This is a genomic window from Pseudomonas sp. CFBP 13727 (assembly GCF_014841915.1).
GTDB classification, from domain to species: Bacteria; Pseudomonadota; Gammaproteobacteria; order Pseudomonadales; family Pseudomonadaceae; genus Aquipseudomonas; species Aquipseudomonas baltica.
The window spans coordinates 473368-489564 of sequence record NZ_JACYUT010000001.1 but is presented as its reverse complement, the minus strand read 5'-3'; the positions used below and the strand labels follow the sequence as shown (position 1 = coordinate 489564).

11 protein-coding genes and 1 riboswitch are annotated in these 16197 nt (G+C 58.2%); of the genes, 10 read left to right on the top strand and 1 reads right to left on the bottom strand.

The window, feature by feature from the left end; genetic code table 11:
- Positions 1-149: 149 nt before the first annotated feature.
- The 9 genes from IFT76_RS02000 to IFT76_RS01960 all read left to right on the top strand — a co-directional run bounded on the left by IFT76_RS02000 (position 150) and on the right by IFT76_RS01960 (position 13580).
- Positions 150-446: a hypothetical protein gene (locus IFT76_RS02000; RefSeq protein WP_192057252.1), complete on the top strand. Its 297-nt coding sequence runs from the start codon at positions 150-152 to the stop codon at positions 444-446.
- Positions 447-489: 43 nt separating this feature from the next.
- Positions 490-1119 (top strand): tail assembly protein, encoded by a 630-nt coding sequence (locus IFT76_RS01995; RefSeq protein WP_192057251.1) that lies wholly within the window; start codon positions 490-492, stop codon positions 1117-1119.
- A gap of 56 nt (positions 1120-1175) precedes the next feature.
- On the top strand, positions 1176-6797 hold the full coding sequence (locus IFT76_RS20935; protein WP_192057250.1) for a phage tail protein: 5622 nt from the start codon (positions 1176-1178) through the stop codon (positions 6795-6797).
- Between the two features lie 237 nt (positions 6798-7034).
- Positions 7035-7937 (top strand): hypothetical protein, encoded by a 903-nt coding sequence (locus IFT76_RS01985; RefSeq protein WP_192057249.1) that lies wholly within the window; start codon positions 7035-7037, stop codon positions 7935-7937.
- Between the two features lie 57 nt (positions 7938-7994).
- Positions 7995-8222, top strand: coding sequence for a hypothetical protein (locus IFT76_RS01980; protein ID WP_192057248.1), 228 nt, complete (start codon positions 7995-7997; stop codon positions 8220-8222).
- A gap of 62 nt (positions 8223-8284) precedes the next feature.
- A complete protein-coding gene (locus tag IFT76_RS01975; protein WP_192057247.1) occupies positions 8285-8752 on the top strand; it encodes a hypothetical protein in 468 nt (155 codons plus the stop codon).
- A gap of 299 nt (positions 8753-9051) precedes the next feature.
- On the top strand, positions 9052-10683 hold the full coding sequence (locus IFT76_RS01970) for a cellulase family glycosylhydrolase (RefSeq protein ID WP_192057246.1): 1632 nt from the start codon (positions 9052-9054) through the stop codon (positions 10681-10683).
- 230 nt (positions 10684-10913) lie between these two features.
- Positions 10914-11708, top strand: a complete 795-nt coding sequence (locus IFT76_RS01965; protein ID WP_192057245.1) for a DNA adenine methylase — start codon at positions 10914-10916, stop codon at positions 11706-11708.
- A 367-nt stretch (positions 11709-12075) separates the two neighbouring features.
- Positions 12076-12148: riboswitch (Fluoride riboswitch) on the top strand.
- 79 nt (positions 12149-12227) lie between these two features.
- Positions 12228-13580, top strand: coding sequence for a voltage-gated chloride channel family protein (locus IFT76_RS01960; RefSeq protein ID WP_192057244.1), 1353 nt, complete (start codon positions 12228-12230; stop codon positions 13578-13580).
- A gap of 132 nt (positions 13581-13712) precedes the next feature.
- Here IFT76_RS01960 and IFT76_RS01955 read toward each other — a convergent pair whose 3' ends face one another.
- Positions 13713-14885, bottom strand: a complete 1173-nt coding sequence (locus IFT76_RS01955) for a TDT family transporter (RefSeq protein WP_192057243.1) — start codon at positions 14883-14885, stop codon at positions 13713-13715.
- A gap of 110 nt (positions 14886-14995) precedes the next feature.
- Here IFT76_RS01955 and IFT76_RS01950 point away from each other — a divergent pair, with 110 nt between their 5' ends.
- Entirely contained in the window at positions 14996-15916 is a 921-nt protein-coding gene (locus IFT76_RS01950; RefSeq protein ID WP_192057242.1) for a LysR family transcriptional regulator, read from the top strand.
- Positions 15917-16197 lie beyond the last annotated feature (281 nt).

Below are 16197 nucleotides of genomic sequence, written 5' to 3'. Positions count from 1 at the left end.
AAACAAAGCGTCGAGCTAAGGTTCACTGGCTTTCCATCCACGCTGGATGCCTGCCCAGGCGGCTGCTACAGTCACGATTTTCAGGGAGGGAAGCTATGCGTGCAATGGTCATGATACTGAGCCTCGCGCTCGTGAGCGGGTGCGCCTCAATGAATGAAAAGCGTGCTGTCGGGCCGGCATTTGCCGCCAAGAGTTCGAAACCGGTGGATAAAGTTGCTGAGTGTGTCTTGTTCGCTTGGCAAAATCAGTCTTTGATGGGGGCTCATTACGGCTCGGCGTTGCAGCCGTTGGCTGGTGGTGGAAAAACAGTGATTGGCGCTGGAGAGGTCGAATTCGCGGACTTTAAGGATGCAGACGACGGAACCCAAGTCCGCCTTTACTTCCAGACCGGATTGATGGACTGGAGGAAAAACAGGAGAACCGAGGCAGTCGAGCGCTGCCTTTGATCTAAACCGCCCTCGGGCGGTTTTTTATTGCCCGGAGCCACATATGCCTGATTCAGCAATCCACTACGCCCCTATGACAACCATTAAACTGTCCGGCTCACTGGCTCAGAAGTTTGGCCGCACCCACCGTCGGCTACTCGATAATGGCGACACCTGGGAGGCGTTCCAAGCTCTAAAAGCCACAGTGGTAGGATTCGAAGACGAGATTCGCCGCCTGGATTGCTTGGGGCTACGGTTCGCAGTGTTTCGGAATCGGCGGAACGTAGGCGCGGATGCGTTTGACCGCGGGGGTGTTCGCGAGCTGCGTATTGTTCCAGTGATCGGAGGGAGCAAGCGAGGTGGCTTGATGCAAACCGTCGTTGGGGTAGCCCTAATTGCTGCAGCGACCTTCGCCACTGGCGGACTTGGTGCGGCCTTTTCTGCTGGCGCTGGTGGTTGGGGAGTTGCAGCAGCGGTGGGCGCATCTATGGCCATCGGTGGCGTCATGCAGATTCTCAGCCCCCAGGCCAAAGGCCTATCAATAAGCGCTGCGGCTGAGAACAAGCCGTCTTATGCCTTTGGCAGCGCCAGAAACACCACTGCCAGCGGTAACCCGGTGCCGATCTGCATCGGCAAGCGCCGTTGGGGAGGAGCCGTTATCTCGGCCTCGATCTACGCCGAAGACAAAACCTAACGTCACATCTGCAAACCAGCCGCCCCAGGGCGGTTTTTTATTGCCTGGAGGAAAGCATGGGCGCAGCAGCTCACTTGGATATTACTGGCGACAAAGGCGGCGAGAGCAAGCCAAAGACGCCGGTCGAGGCGCCCGACAGCCTTCAGTCCACCAACATCGCCAAACTGTTGCTGGCCGTGGGAGAGGGTGAGTTCGATGGCATTCCAACCGATCGCGACATCTACCTCGACAACACCCCTATTGTGGACGCGAGCGGCAACGTCAACTTCCCAGGTGTGAAGTGGGAGTGGCGCAGCGGCAGCCTTGAGCAGGAGTACATCCAGGGTATCCCTGCGGTAGAAAACGAGACCACATTCAACGTCGAGCTGCGCAGCGACAACCCGTTCGCGCGTGCCCTGAGCAATACTCAGCTTTCCGCTGTTCGTGTTCGCATGTCATGGCCTCGCTTGGCCCAGCAGGACAGCAGCGGCAATACCAACGGCTACCGGATCGAGTACGCCATCGACATCGCCACTGATGGTGGCGCCTACGTCGAAGCTCACCGCGGCGCCGTGGACGGCAAGACTACCAACGGCTACCAGCGGTCTGTCCGTGTCGATCTGCCGAAGGCAAACTCAGGCTGGATGATGCGTGTCCGCCGGCTTACGGCAAACGCCAACAAAGGCACGATTGCCGATACGATGACCATCGCAGGCTACACCGAGATCATCGACGAGAAACTGCGCTACCCAAACACCGCTCTGCTGTACATCGAGTTCGATGCCCAGCAGTTCCAGAATATCCCTGCAGTGACCGTCAACTGTAAAGCCAAGCGCTGGCCGGTACCAAGCAACTACAACCCGATCACCCGCACCTATACCGGGGTCTGGGACGGCACCTTTAAGCAGGCTTGGACCAACAACCCAGCGTTCGTCACGTACGGTCTGTGTGTTGAGGACCGCTTCGGCCTGGGCAAGCGCATCAAGTCGTGGATGGTCGACAAGTGGGAGATGTATCGGATCGCCCAGTACTGCGACCAGCAGGTGCCAGATGGCGTGGGCGGCCAAGAGCCACGATTCCTCTGTGACCTGAACCTGCAGGGTCGTGCCGAGGCGTGGACGCTGCTGCGCGATCTGTCGGCTATCTACCGGGGCATGGTGTACTGGGCTCACGGCTCCTTGTTCATGCAGGCGGACATGCCGCGCGCGCAGGACATCGACTACGTCTTCACCCGGGCGAACGTGATCGATGGCGAGTTCGTGTACGGCGGCGCTGAGCGCAGCACGCACTACAGCCGCGCCTTGGTCAGCTACGACAACCCAGCCAACAACTACGACACAGACGTCATTCCGGTGACCGATAACGCGCTGCAGCGCCGGTACCGTGACCGACCCATCGAGTTGTCGGCTATCGGTTGCACCCGTGCTTCCGAGGCGCAGCGTCGCGGCAAGTGGGCGCTGTTGAGCAACAGTCAGGACCGGACCGTCACCTTCAAGACCGGCATGGAAGGCCGTATCCCGCTGCCGGGCTACGTTATTCCGGTGGCTGACGAGCTGGTGGCAGGTCGCCCGAACGGCGGCCGGATTTCATCGGCAGCCGGCCGCGTGGTAACCCTGGACCGCGACACCCCGATCAAGGCAGGCGATCGCCTGATACTGAACCTGCCGAACGGGACCGCCCAAGCGCGCACCGTGAAGTCTGTTGCTGGGCGCGCAGTGACGGTGACGACTGATTACGGAGTGCAGCCTGAGCCTGAGCTGCAGTGGGCGATCGACTACGGCGACCTGGCGGTCCAGCTATTCCGCGTGCTCAAGACCGTACGCACCCAAGAGGGCGAGTACGAGATCACTGCGCTTGAGTTCAACCCGAGCAAATTCGCGGCAATCGACACAGGCGCCAAGTTGGACGAGCGACCGATCAGCATCATTCCGGTGACCACCGTGGCGCCGCCGGCCAGAGTTTCGCTGTCGGCTGGGCACATGATTGATCAGGGGATTGCGATCAGCACCATGACCATTGCTTGGCCCGCGGTGCAGGGCGCCGTTGCTTATGACGTCGAATGGCGCAAGGACAATGGCAACTGGGTTCGGCTGCAGCGCACTGGGGCGGCGTCCGTGGACGTGGTCGGCATTTACGCTGGCGCCTATTTGGCCCGTGTCCGCGCGGTGAGTGCTTTCGATATCACGTCGATCTGGAAAAGCTCGCAGCTGACCCAGCTCAACGGCAAGGCCGGCCTGCCGCCGGCAGTCACCTCTCTCACCACCGAGAGTTTGCTGTTTGGTATCGGCGTGCACTGGACCTTCCCACCAGGTGCGGAAGACACCCAGCGCACCGAGCTCTGGTACAGCCAGGGTACCGACGTGACTGCGGCAACAAAGCTGTCCGATCTGGCGTACCCACAAAGCGACTACGTGCTGCAGAACCTGCGCGCCGGCGCTGCCTTCTTCTTCTGGGCGCGCCTGGTGGATCGTACCGGCAACCTCGGCCCGTTCTACCCAGTCGGCGTGGGCGTGCGTGGTGAGGCCAGCAGCGATGCTGGCGCCATTCTCGACCAGATCGCTGGCCAGGTCGGCGAGTCCGCACTGGGCAAGGAGCTGGCGGCCGAGATCGAGCTGATCAGTGGCAACGGACCTGATTCGGTGAATGAGCGTCTTCAAGAAGCCAAGAGTCTGCTCGCCGAGCAGATCGCTGCTGTCGACACTGAATTGGAAGGCGTAAAGACCGAGCTGCAGGGGCAGATTGACGCGATCGCCGATCTTGCCGACTCGATGCCGTACAAGCCCGACCAGACCTACGCTGTGGGGCAGGGCGTACTGGGAGCTGACGGCGTTATCTATCAAGCGGTCAAAGCTGTTCCGGTCAAAACGCCGCCACCGAACACCACCTACTGGCTGAACGTGGGGCAGGCGGTGGCCACTGCAAACGGTCTCGCCGCGCGCGTGCAGACTGTGGAGACGAAGGTGACCTCGGTCGAAGGGGTGAACACCGCCCAGGCGCAGCAGATTACCGGGTTGCGCACCGACGTGGACGGCAAGGCATCGGCGAGCAGCGTGCAGAGCATCGGCAACCGGGTGACCACTGCTGAAAACTCGCTTTCAAGCCAGGGGTCGGCCATCACCGGCCTGAACAACAACCTGACCACTACGAACACCAACGTCAGCACTGCTCAGACGGCCGCAAACAACGCAGCCGCGCTGGCCGGGAGCAAAGGCAAGGTGATGGTGCAGACGGCGGCGCCGGCGGCTGCGGACCAGCTGGCGCAGAACCTCTGGATAGACATCACCGGCGGGGCTAACACGCCCAAACGTTGGAATGGCTCAGCCTGGGCGGCGGTCACCGACAAGGTGGCAACGGATGCGGCGAATGCTGCAGCCAGTGCGTTGACCCAGGTGCAGACCAAGGCCGACGCCGGCGCCGTGGCGGCGTTGACCAACCGGGTCAGCGCCACCGAGGGCGCTGTCACATCTGCCAGCAACAACATCGTCAGTCTGACCAATAGCTTGTCGCTGGCAGGGGGTGAAAACCTGCTGTTCAACCCATCGTTCGACAGGCTGGTCGAGGGGAGCACCACGACGCCGGACGGCTGGGCATTCTCTGTGCCTGCAGGTCCCGCGTGGTCATCTACCTCAGTGCCGTCCACGCTCGACTTGGCTGGCCGGGCGCAGCGGATTGAAGTTTCGGGCATGACCACGTCCACCTATGTGGACATTACGCCCCAGATTCCTAAACGGCCTGCAGTACCCGGTGGCCAGGTAGTGACGCTCTCCGCCAACGTTCGAGGGACACCTGGCTTGGGGTTTCAGCTGTTCATGCAGCACAGGAACGCGGCGGGCGCCGTGTTGGCGACCACGTCCCAGAACATCACGGTGCTGTCGGAAGCGTGGCAGCGGGTCCCTCTCACCAGCGACCCGTTGCCTGCTGGTACCGCCAGCTCCACGCCATTGCTGCGTGTCCGTCCGAACGCTGCCGGCACCATCACTGCCGGTTTCGCAGAGATCGACAATGCCCAGTTCGAGATTGGGGCCCAGATGACCGGGTGGCGCGACAATGGCAAGGTGCTGGCGTCGGACCAGCTGGCAACATCCGGGGCGGTATCGTCCTTGTCCAGCACCGTGGCGCAGCAAGGTGCCGCCATCACCAGCGCCAGCAACAACATCGTCAGCCTGAACAATAATCTGGGCATGAGCGGAGGTGAAAACCTCCTCTACAACCCGGATTTCGTCCGAGTAGGCGCCGGAAATGTTGCGGAAGGGTGGATCGGCGAGGGGCCAGCGGCCCCTGGGGCGTCGACGGCTGTGTGGTCGATGGTCACGTCGTTCATGAATTCCGGGGAGATGGCCCAGCGGATGACCGTCACCGGGCTGAATATCAGCTCGCTGTACCGGTCCATCCGGACGGCTACGGATCGGCTTGCCAGGATTGCCGGTGGGCAGGGTTTTGTGACGTCGGCATACGTTCGCGGCACGGCGAACCTGGGGTTCCGCATCTTCGTGCAGCAGCTCAATGCCGCGCAGCAGGTGCTCACTACGACCAACACGATCATGTACTACCTTACGGACGCCCCGCAGCGCATCGCCTTGGCAACGCCAAACCCTGCCGCAGGTGCGGTCTATGCCCACGTGTACCTGCGTGTGTATGGCAGTGAAGCCGTGAGCGATGGTTTCATCGATATCGCGCGCCCACAGCTTGAGTACGGCAACATGGCCACCGGGTGGAGGAACAACGGCCAGGTGGCAGCAGCCACGCAGTCAGCGACGTCTACCGCTCTGGGATCACTCACTTCTGTAGTTGGCCAGCAGGGCACCTCGCTCAGCAGCGTGTCGGGCAGGACAACCCTCCTCGAGAATGCGGTCAACAGCACGACAAACGGCTTGGGCACGAAGGCCAGCGCGTCGGCTGTAGACACACTGACCAATCGTGTCACTGCAGCCGAAGGCGTCAACAGGAGCCAGAGCACCAGTATCACTGATCTGAACAACGGCGTTTCGGCGCTTCAGGGCAACCTGAGTGCGACGAGCCGCGCCTTGAGCTCGCTTTCGTCGGAGGTCACGCAGCAGGGTGACAAGCTGACTGCGCAGGCCAAACAGGTCACCAATCTGAGCGCATACGTCGGAGACGTAGCATCGGTTCTGAGCAATGAAACCACCGCCCGCGCGAATAGTGACCAGGCCCTGGGCCAACGGATCGATACTGTCCAGTCCACTCTAGGGGATACCAGAGCTTCCGTTCAGCAGACAGCTACTGCGCTTGCCGGGTTGAATGGCAAAGTGGAAGCTCAGTATTCCGTCAAAGTGATGACCACAAGCGGCGGGATGAAGGTCGCGGCAGGCTTCGGGATTGGCCTTGAAAGCGAAGGCGGGGTGACCCAGGGAACGTTTGCTGTCAGTGCTGACAGGTTCGTGGTACTGCCATCGAATTTAAGTGGTGCATTGACGTCTCCCTTCGCGGTGGAAAATGGCCAGGTGTTTCTAGCCGACGCCTATCTCAAAAAAGCCACGATCCAGCAAGGTATCGTCGGGCAGTCTCTGTACTCGCAAACATTCACAAACTACGGTACTCCGGTGATGAACGTTGATTTCAACGCTGGGCAGATTCTCATTCAAAACAAGACAACCAACGGCGCCTATATGTTCATTCGACAGGACGGGATATTTATGGTGCAGAACGGCGTAGTCGTAGTTGAGCTAAGTATGGGGTAATTCAACAATGGCTGGGTTGATTCTGCGTAATCCTGCAAATGGCCAAGAGATTCTAAACATGACTGGCAATTATAGTCAGGATTTAGGCTCGGTCATAACGAATGGTAACAACGGCTCGGTGACCATTCCGTCACCTCCAGCTGGTAAAACGGTGTTCTATAGCATCTTGCCGCTGGTCGATCTGCAGAGAGAGAAAGGTAAGCGTCCAGGCGTGACCATTTCTGGGACTACGCTTTCATGGGCTTACTCATACAACACAAACGGTTGGGGCTTCTTTTCGGCGAACTGCCGAATTGCCTATGGGTACTTTTAATGGCTGGCCTAAAAGTCAGAAAGCTGGACGGCACTATGTTGCTTGATAGTGAAAAGATTACCTACGGCCTGGTCAAAAGCGGGTATCTGACGCAAGGCGAGATATGGCCGCGCAAGCGCATTCGCTCGATCAATCTCGACCCTTCCCAAGGGACGAGTTGGGCCGACGATGCTGCGGGTACTGGCGATCAACAGTGGACCTTCACAGTGCCGGATTGTGTAGCACCCATGCTTTTTCTGGTGGGTGACGGGTGTCTGAATGGCGTCAGCGCCTCGGGCAATACTCGAACCTACATTTTCGGCAACGCTTCGGGGTCGACGAAGGTGTACGCATTTGATCAGATGCGTGAAATGGGCTCTGGCCCCAGGCTGCGTTGCCGAAATGTCGCAACAGGCACTATTACGTTCAACTCATACATGGTGCCGCTGAATATTATTGCCCAAGTGGCAGCGCCCGGCCCAGGAACGCAGCAAGGAAACTCATATGTCACTGCCTATGCAGGTGGAAATAATGAGCTAATCAAGGGCAGTTATCCATCAATCCAGTATTCAAGGGTGCGCGTGCCACTAGGAAATGAAGAATATGCGGTACATTTGCCATTCAGTCGTAACGCAGCAGTTGTAGATAATAGTGATGCAATGGGTTACAGCGTAATTGAAGGCGCAGGCGGTTATGCTGGTGGGGTCCAATTCATGTTTGGGCCTGCTGGCGGGTCGCCTTCTACTCAGGCAGGTGGCCAACGTGTTGGTTATTATGCGATGGTCCTCGATCGGATGCCTGTTGCGTTGGTGACGCGCACATCAAACCTCCCATTTCCTTTTAATTGACCGATTCATATACAAACCCTTGCCGCCATAGAGCGGTGTTTTCATTTGGAGATTCATATGCCTTACATTGTCATCAACGGTGCAAACTCGTACGACCCAAATAACCAAGTGGAGTACGCCACCGAAGCCGAGGCAGACGCCAAAGCGCGAGAGATCCTGCAGTCCTTCCCCCAGTCGTCGATCCGCACCGCGCAGCTGCTCTCCAGCTACAGCGCCAAAGTGACGATCAGCAGCAAGGCCGTGCCGGAACCTTCACCACCGGCCGAATCGCCCACTGCTGAGTAAAACCCAACAGTCCACATGCCCGCCTCGAGCGGGCTTTTTTACGCCTGCAGGAAAGCGAAACCATGAACATCCCGATTGAAACCATCCGGCAGGGCCTGGCCCTTTTGCCCGCGAAGATGGCCGGCTGCCGCGCCATGACCATGATCATCGCCATCGGCCTGCAAGAGTCCGGATTCCTTGCCCGTCGCCAGTACGGCAATGGCCCAGCGCGCGGCTTCTGGCAGTTCGAACGGGACGGCGGCGTGAAAGGCGTGATGGAGCACCCGGCCACCACCTCATACGCGGCGGCTATCTGCCTGCAGCGGGGCGTCCCATTCGAGCGAGCCAAGGTGTGGGCGGCGCTGGAGACGGACGACCTGCTGGCGGTGGTGTTCGCGCGGCTGCTGCTGTGGAGCGATCCCAAATCGTTGCCAGCCGTCACTGAGCCCGACGCTGCTTGGAAGCTGTACGCCCGCACCTGGCGCCCCGGAAAGCCGCACCCTGACAAGTGGCCTGAATGTCACGCCCATGCGCTCAGAGCGCTGACCTGACTCCCTGCCTTCTAACTGAAATCGAACAACAATCACGCGCTCCACCGCGCGGCTTTCTATAGGTGACAACTGATGGCTCCATACAGCGTTCAACATATCTTTCCTCATCGTCTTTCCAATCGACCAGTCGTGATAACTGTTGTGATCAAGTCGGGCACCGTCATAGTTGAGAAAGCGGCCGGCGAAACGTGGGTTCCTGCCTTCACGTTCTCAGAAACTGGCTGCCAGGCCTTGTGGTTGGGGCGCGGCCGATTCCGCGTAACTCCGACTGGAAGCGCAGTCTATGAGGTCGATGAGCTATGACAGTCACGGCAGGCGTCGGCCTTGCTGCCGGTAGCGGCTTGGTTGCCGCGATCAGGGGGTTACTCACGGATGGCGCCTCGCCCCTTATGTGGCCGCTGAGGTTTGATCGCGGCATCAACATCTCGGGCATGGAGTTCAGCGAGAAAACCTATCCTGGCATTGAGGGTACGCACTACTTCGCCCCGCAAGAGGCTGATTTCGCGTATGCGAGCCGCAAGGGATTTACCGTGGCCCGCATACCGTTCCTCTGGGAACGTGCGCAGCCTACGCTGAACGGTGCTCTGGCTCAGGTGTTTCTTCAGCAAATGGACTTCTGCGTTGCGATGGGCAAAAAATACCGCATTCGCCTGATTCCCGACATGCACAACTACGGTGGGCGCTATGTTGATCCCGCGATCACAGTCGGCGAGCGAGTAAAGATCGGATCGGCAACCCTAACCATCGCGCAGTTCGTGGACTTCTGGACCAAGTTCGCGACGCGGTACAAGAGCGAGCCCTTTATGTACGGCTATGACTTGATGAACGAGCCAGTGGGCATGCCGGTCGAGTGCAACCCCATGACCTACAACCCGTTCAATCCGAGCACGCAACTTCAGTTGATCCCGAACTACAAGTTCGCAGCTGACCTGTCCGGATGGTCTGCCGACTCAGCTTACGTGCGCAAGACGGACCCCGCAGTGAATGGCGGTAATCCGTTCATTGAGTACACCGGGGTTTCTGGAAACTTCAGCAACTTCACGACTGCCAACGATGCTACCTCTGGCCTGTCCGTTGCCGCTTCCACGACCTACATAATCAGCGGCACCGCTACGGCGAGCTTTACCGGGAACTATCCGCAGATACAGGTCAACACCGGCGCGGATGATGGACAGGGTCACGCCTATCCCGGCACCACGCTGGCGTCTTATCGCTTCGTAGCGGCAGCTACCGAAACTCGCTGGTCGTTCCAGTTCACCACGGCAGCCGATACAAAAAAGGTTTGGATTCGATTCCAGGGACTTGGCGGGGTTGGCGTGCTTCGATTCATGAAGCTGAACATCACCAAGGACTCAACTGTCCAGCCTTACCGCGACTTCGCGTACAACGGCCAGACGGCAACCACCAGCTTGATGAACCAGGCCGCAATCACCGCCATCCGCACGCAGGACATGAACGTGCGCATCATCATGGAGAACGACAAGTACGCGGGGCTTCACCAGTTTACGGCTAACTTTGGGGCTAACCCGGAGCCGTGGTGGAACGATCCGGCGAACAAGACCATGCCGTCTTTCCACTACTACCAGGACCCGGAGCATCGGGGTATCTATGAGGCTGCTGGTGCACAGTGGACGCAGGCCACACGCGACCGCCTGCGCAGCGATTGCCTGCCTGCGTTCCAGTGGTGTCGGCAAAGAGGGATTCAGCCCTTCATGGGTGAAATAGGTGTGCCAAGTCGAAACGATACCAGCGGCATCAACTACTGCATTGACCTTGATACGCTCTTGGGAATCCTAGACGAGTTCGAAGTGCCGGCGACCTACTACGCCATGGGTCGGAACTACACATCCGAAATCAGCGTATCGCCGGAATCGAACTACACCGTCGACAAGTCGCAGATGCCGATACTGACCGCCCACCTGGGCAAATGAGAAAAGAGGCCTATGACTCGCTGCTGACGGTGACGAAATCGGCTCCGGCCGGACCTCATCACGCGCCATAGAAATAGTAGAAAGAAGCGACCGTCCACCATGCGTCAACATGGCGGACGGCCGCCAAACCGCAGATCACTCCTGCAAGTCCAGCCAAGGCTTCCTGCTTCGTGCACAAAGCGGGGGGAGCCTAGCACCTGTTCATCCATACAGTAAAGGCTTGCTAAACCATGTCGAACCCCGTCATACCCTGGATGGGTGGCAAACGCCGCCTGGCCGATCGTCTTATCCCCCTTTTCCCGCCCCACGAATGCTACGTCGAGGCCTTCGCAGGCGGCGCGGCCTTGTTTTTTCTGCGCCCGCAACCGGCCCCGGTCGAGGTGCTCAACGATATCAACGGTGACTTAGTTACCCTCTACCGGGTGATTCAGAATCATCTTGAAGAGTTTGTCCGCCAGTTCAAATGGGCGCTCAGCTCACGCCAGGTGTTTGAGTGGCAGAAGGCGACGAGGGTTGAAACCCTGACAGACATCCAGCGCGCAGCGCGCTTCTTTTACCTCCAGCATCATGCGTTCGGCGGCAAAGTTTCAGGACAGACCTTTGGCACTGCCACAACTGGGCCGGCGATTAATCTGCTGCGAATCGAAGAAAACCTATCGGCCGCCTGGCAGCGCCTCGCCGGTACCTATGTCGAGCATTTGTCCTGGCACGACTGCGTGCAGCGTTATGACCGACCGCATACGTTTCACTACATGGATCCGCCGTACTGGGAGACAGCGGGGTACGGCGTGGACTTCCCGTTCGAGAACTACACCCGAATGGCGGAATTCATGCGGACATGCAAAGGCAAGGTAATGGTCAGCATCAATGATCATCCCGACATTCGGCAGGTGTTCGAGGGCTTCCATTTCGAAAGGCTGGATATCCGCTACACGACAGCTAACCAAAGAAACGGTCAGTCGGACCTGGTCGGCGAGCTGGTCATTACGAATTGGAAGCCGTCTGATCTTGGTCAGCTTTTCTAACGTAAGTAGGAGATTTAGCCGCGCCTTGATCGTGCTGGTGGGGACTGGACGTCCGGGCGGAAAGATTGCTGCGGGCGCTGGTACCTGCTCCGGCAATACCTGAACTGCCAATCGAGGTACGTCAGCCACCCGCGCCGTCATGGTGCTCTCCCAACTGCTCGAGCGCGCTGATGCGCGAGCGGGAGTTGCGTGGACTTAACCAGGGCAAGGGACTCGCCTTGACCAGTAGAAATCGGCTGAAGCAGACACTTGAATTTACGAGTGAGATGCGACTCGATGCTCCTGTTACTCATGACAAGCTTTTAGGAAAGCTATTCGTCCTTCTACCTGATGATCAAGTTTACATCTCCGGGAGAGATCGCTATATTCGGGCCCTGGAGATGGCATTCCTCCACTTACCAACCGCTGCGCCCGTAGCAGCTGATGATGCCTACAGACACCTGATCAACACAGGGCTGTAGGCGTTCGCGCGAAATATCCCTTTTTGGTCAGGCTCACTTTCTTTGTGTGGCCGACCCCATGTCAAAACTCCGAAAACCTGAACAACTCGTCCTGCTTCCCTACATCGGGAAATGGCTGGTACTTGCCAGCGCCGTGGCACTTTTGGCGGGATCGGCATCCGCGCTATTTCTGTTCTCCCTCGATCACGCCACTCAATGGCGCGAGACCCACCGCTGGGCGATCTGGCTGCTGCCGCTGGCAGGCTTTGCTGTAGGGCTGGTTTACCACCTGATTGGCAAGCCGGTAGACGCAGGCAACAACCTGCTGATCGACGAGATTCACGACCCGAAGCAAACCGTGCCGCTGCGCATGGTGCCTCTGGTGCTTGCGGGTACGCTAATTTCGCATCTATTTGGCGCATCGGTCGGACGCGAAGGCACCGCCGTGCAAATGGGCGGTGCTCTGGCCGATCAGATAACCCACCTGTTCCGACTGCGCTCCGAAGATCGCCGAATCATGCTCATGGCAGGCATCAGCGCAGGCTTCGCTTCGGTCTTCGGCACCCCGCTGGCGGGAGCATTGTTCGGCCTTGAAGTGCTCGCCATTGGCCGCATGCGCTACGACGCGTTGTTCCCATGCATGGTCGCCGCTATCGTCGCCGATCAAGTCGGGCTGCTCTGGGGCGTCGTGCACACCCACTACGTCATCGGCGAGATCGCGCCCGTGCAGTTCTGGACAGTGGTGGCAATGGTTGTCGCAGGCATCGTGTTCGGACTCGCGGGGCTGCTGTTCGCCACAGCCACCCATACCCTCGGGGCGTGGATAAAAAAGCTGATTCCCTATTCGCCTTTGCGCCCTGTTCTCGGCGGGATAATGGTGGCCACGGCGGTGTGGGTATTGGATGCCTATCAGTACGTCGGCCTAGGCATTCCGAGCATCGTCCAGTCCTTTGCCGCCCCCGTTGCGCCATGGGACTGGTTCGGCAAACTCGCGTTTACCGTCGCATCACTCGGCACAGGCTTCAAAGGTGGCGAGGTCACGCCGCTGTTCTACATCGGCGCGACGCTGGGCAACGCGCTTGCGCCGCTGCTACACCTCCCATTCTCGATGCTCGCCGGTATCGGCTTCGTCGCAGTCTTCGCGGGCGCCGCCAACACACCACTAGCGACCATCGTCATGGCCATGGAGCTGTTCGGCCCAGAGATTGCCCCACTTGCCGCGATTGCCTGCATCGCCAGTTATCTGGTGTCCGGCCATACCGGGATTTATCACGCCCAGCGCGTGGGCCACAGCAAACACCGCCATACCCTACCGACTGATATCCGTCTTTCGGACATCAATAAATTTCATTCTCAGCGCAACGCCGTGAGCGCCCCGAAAAAAGTCGAGGAGGACGAACCAAAAATGAGCAAGTTTGACCCCGATTCATGAAGTAACAGGCGGTCACCTGGGCCTGTTCGAAATGCCACACCCGAGCCTGCGTTCAGTGTGTACAAATCTCAACGCGGCCAAGGCCATCGTTGCGACACTGTCGCCGGCATCGAGGCGGCTAGATGATTTTAATTAACGCTGGGCCTGCTTTGCCTTGAGAAAAGCGATGCAGGGGGATACGAACAGATTCCCTCGGTAAGCACCTATGGTGGTCTTCGCCGCCACCACCAACCACATTACCGCCAACATCAACACCAAAATCACACCCAGAACTTCAAAAAATGCCAAGTCCAAGATCACGCCCAATCTCAGGGTGGTCACAGCGTAGACGCCTAAAGGAAATGTGAAGCCCCACCAGCCCAGGTTGAATGGAATACCAACTTTCGCATATCGAGCAGTGATAAGCAGTGCCAAGAGCATCCACCACAAGCCAAGGCCCCAGAACAAAATGCCCGCGATCAGGCCAATCCCTGCTGCCACGGCTCCAACATTAGCCATGCCGTGAGCGGCAAAGATGGCAGGGGCGTCGCCGCCGATAACCAGCATGCCCAGCGCTCCTGTTCCAATAGGCCCCAGCGATAACCACGATGATGCAGCCATGTTCTCGTGAGGCAGTTTATGAAGCGCCAGGCGTAGCACCAGGATCACCAGAATGCTCAAGGCTACAGGGACGGAATAGGCCCACAGCACGTAGCTGGTAATCAGCATATTGAACTGCGCGCTCGCGTCGGCTAAATGTGGAGCGATCACCCCACCACTGGCGGCAGCGACTTCCGCAGCGACAACGGGAAGTAACCACACAGCAGTCATCTGGTCGATGCTGTGCTCTTGCCGCGTGAACATCATGAATGGAATGAGAACACCGCATGCCAGTGCCATGGCGACATCTAACCACCACAGGCCATGGGCTAATGGTATTAGGGCATCACCCCAGGTCGGTACGCCATACTGCATCAAGCCGTTGATGATGGTTGCCAGCCCCATCGGTATCGTGCCGAAAAACATAGAGACGGTTGAATGACCGAAGATTTGCTTGGCTTCGTTGAAGAAGAAAACCCAACGTGCCGCGTACATAAGCGTAAAGGCACTGAAAAGCACAATGTTGAACAGCCAAAGTGCTTTTCCCGCGTATGACAGCAGCGCGATATCTCCTGGAAGCTGTCCTAATGCCAGGGCCAGAATGCCCGTCCCCATCGTGGCGGCGAACCAGTTCGGGGTGAACTGCCGGATCGCTTCCCTTGGATTTGAGAGCGCCGACAGCGGTAGCCCTCCTTGCATTACTTTTGACAAGCTGATGTCTCGCATGGTGCCTCCACGGCGTACTTCATCGGAGCAGTGCCTACAGAATAGCGGGGTGTATTTATCTAGGAAAACGGGTAATTTCTCTATGTCATACCCACTTAATAGGTAACTTCGTGAAGCTGACTCTCCGCCAGCTCGACATTTTTCGAAGCATCGCTCAACTCGGCTCGACGACCCGGGCGAGTCTGTCACTTGCTTTGTCCCAGTCAGCTACGAGCGCAGCCCTCCAGGAATTGGAAGGCGCACTGGGCATCCAGTTATTTGATCGGGTCGGCAGACGCCTCGTGCTGAATGACAATGGGCAAACGCTTCTACCTCAGGCCATCCGGCTGCTTGAAGCGGCGGCTCAAATTGAAGAAGTTTTTCAAACGGACACGACGGCTCGGATGAGGATCGGTTGCAGCACTACAATTGGCAATTACATCATGCCCCTGCTGATCGAACGTTTGGCTGCGCGAGCGCCGGGCATTCAAGTCGATGTCATCATGGGCAACAGTGCAGATATCGCCAAGCAAGCCGCACAGCTTTCGATTGATATCGGCCTGATTGAGGGGCCGTGCCGCCAACCCGAGCTGACGATTCGTCCATGGTTTGAGGACGAACTGGTGATCATCGCAGCCTCAAATCATCCCCTTGCCGCTCAGGAAAAGCTGACTTCAGACGACCTCAATGCCGCTACCTGGCTGATTCGCGAGGACGGCTCAGGAACTGCTGATGAGGTGCTTCAATGGCTACTTCCCTACCTTGGCGACTGGAGCGACGCTCGCCGGATCGGTAGCTCCGAAGCCATTAAGCGAATGGTCGTTTCTGGAATCGGAATAAGCTGTTTGTCTTACTGGGTAGTGAGCGATGCAATCGCGGAAGGTAAGCTGAGGTTGTTGAATCATGACCTGCCGCCTCATAAGCGACAGCTCCACATCGTGCATCACCGCGAAAAATTTATTTCTCGATCTCTCGAGGTTTTCTTACGGACTGTGGAAGACTTTGAGGTGAGTGGGGCTGAAAGGCTCGAAATCACATCCAATTCAGTGTGAGTTTGCTGAACGCTTACTAATGTGGTGGGTGAGCGATCAGCGCAGCCGTTAAAGCGGATTGGAAGCTATTCGCCATCGGTATCGACTATATGCTTGAGATGCTTCCAAGGTTGTAGGTGCAGCTCCTGTGCAGAGCAATGCGCCGAATGTTGAAACACTGTGTCACCGAGTTCTTCAGGCTGCCCCGCGCCACATTGCCGGCAATACAGCATGTCTCCTTTCAGCAGCCAAGCATGGTGCCAATTGAGCAAATGGACAGTATTCACGGTGGTGATCCAGGG

Excerpts from the sequence above, each read along its gene's own strand:
- IFT76_RS02000 (WP_192057252.1), top strand. The coding sequence starts at position 150 with ATGAATGAAAAGCGTGCTGTCGGGCCGGCATTTGCCGCCAAGAGTTCG.
- IFT76_RS01995 (WP_192057251.1), top strand. The coding sequence starts at position 490 with ATGCCTGATTCAGCAATCCACTACGCCCCTATGACAACCATTAAACTG.
- IFT76_RS20935 (WP_192057250.1), top strand. The coding sequence starts at position 1,176 with ATGGGCGCAGCAGCTCACTTGGATATTACTGGCGACAAAGGCGGCGAG.
- IFT76_RS01985 (WP_192057249.1), top strand. The coding sequence starts at position 7,035 with ATGGGCTTACTCATACAACACAAACGGTTGGGGCTTCTTTTCGGCGAA.
- IFT76_RS01980 (WP_192057248.1), top strand. The coding sequence starts at position 7,995 with ATGCCTTACATTGTCATCAACGGTGCAAACTCGTACGACCCAAATAAC.
- IFT76_RS01975 (WP_192057247.1), top strand. The coding sequence starts at position 8,285 with ATGAACATCCCGATTGAAACCATCCGGCAGGGCCTGGCCCTTTTGCCC.
- IFT76_RS01970 (WP_192057246.1), top strand. The coding sequence starts at position 9,052 with ATGACAGTCACGGCAGGCGTCGGCCTTGCTGCCGGTAGCGGCTTGGTT.
- IFT76_RS01965 (WP_192057245.1), top strand. The coding sequence starts at position 10,914 with ATGTCGAACCCCGTCATACCCTGGATGGGTGGCAAACGCCGCCTGGCC.
- IFT76_RS01960 (WP_192057244.1), top strand. The coding sequence starts at position 12,228 with ATGTCAAAACTCCGAAAACCTGAACAACTCGTCCTGCTTCCCTACATC.
- IFT76_RS01955 (WP_192057243.1), bottom strand. The coding sequence starts at position 14,885 with ATGCGAGACATCAGCTTGTCAAAAGTAATGCAAGGAGGGCTACCGCTG.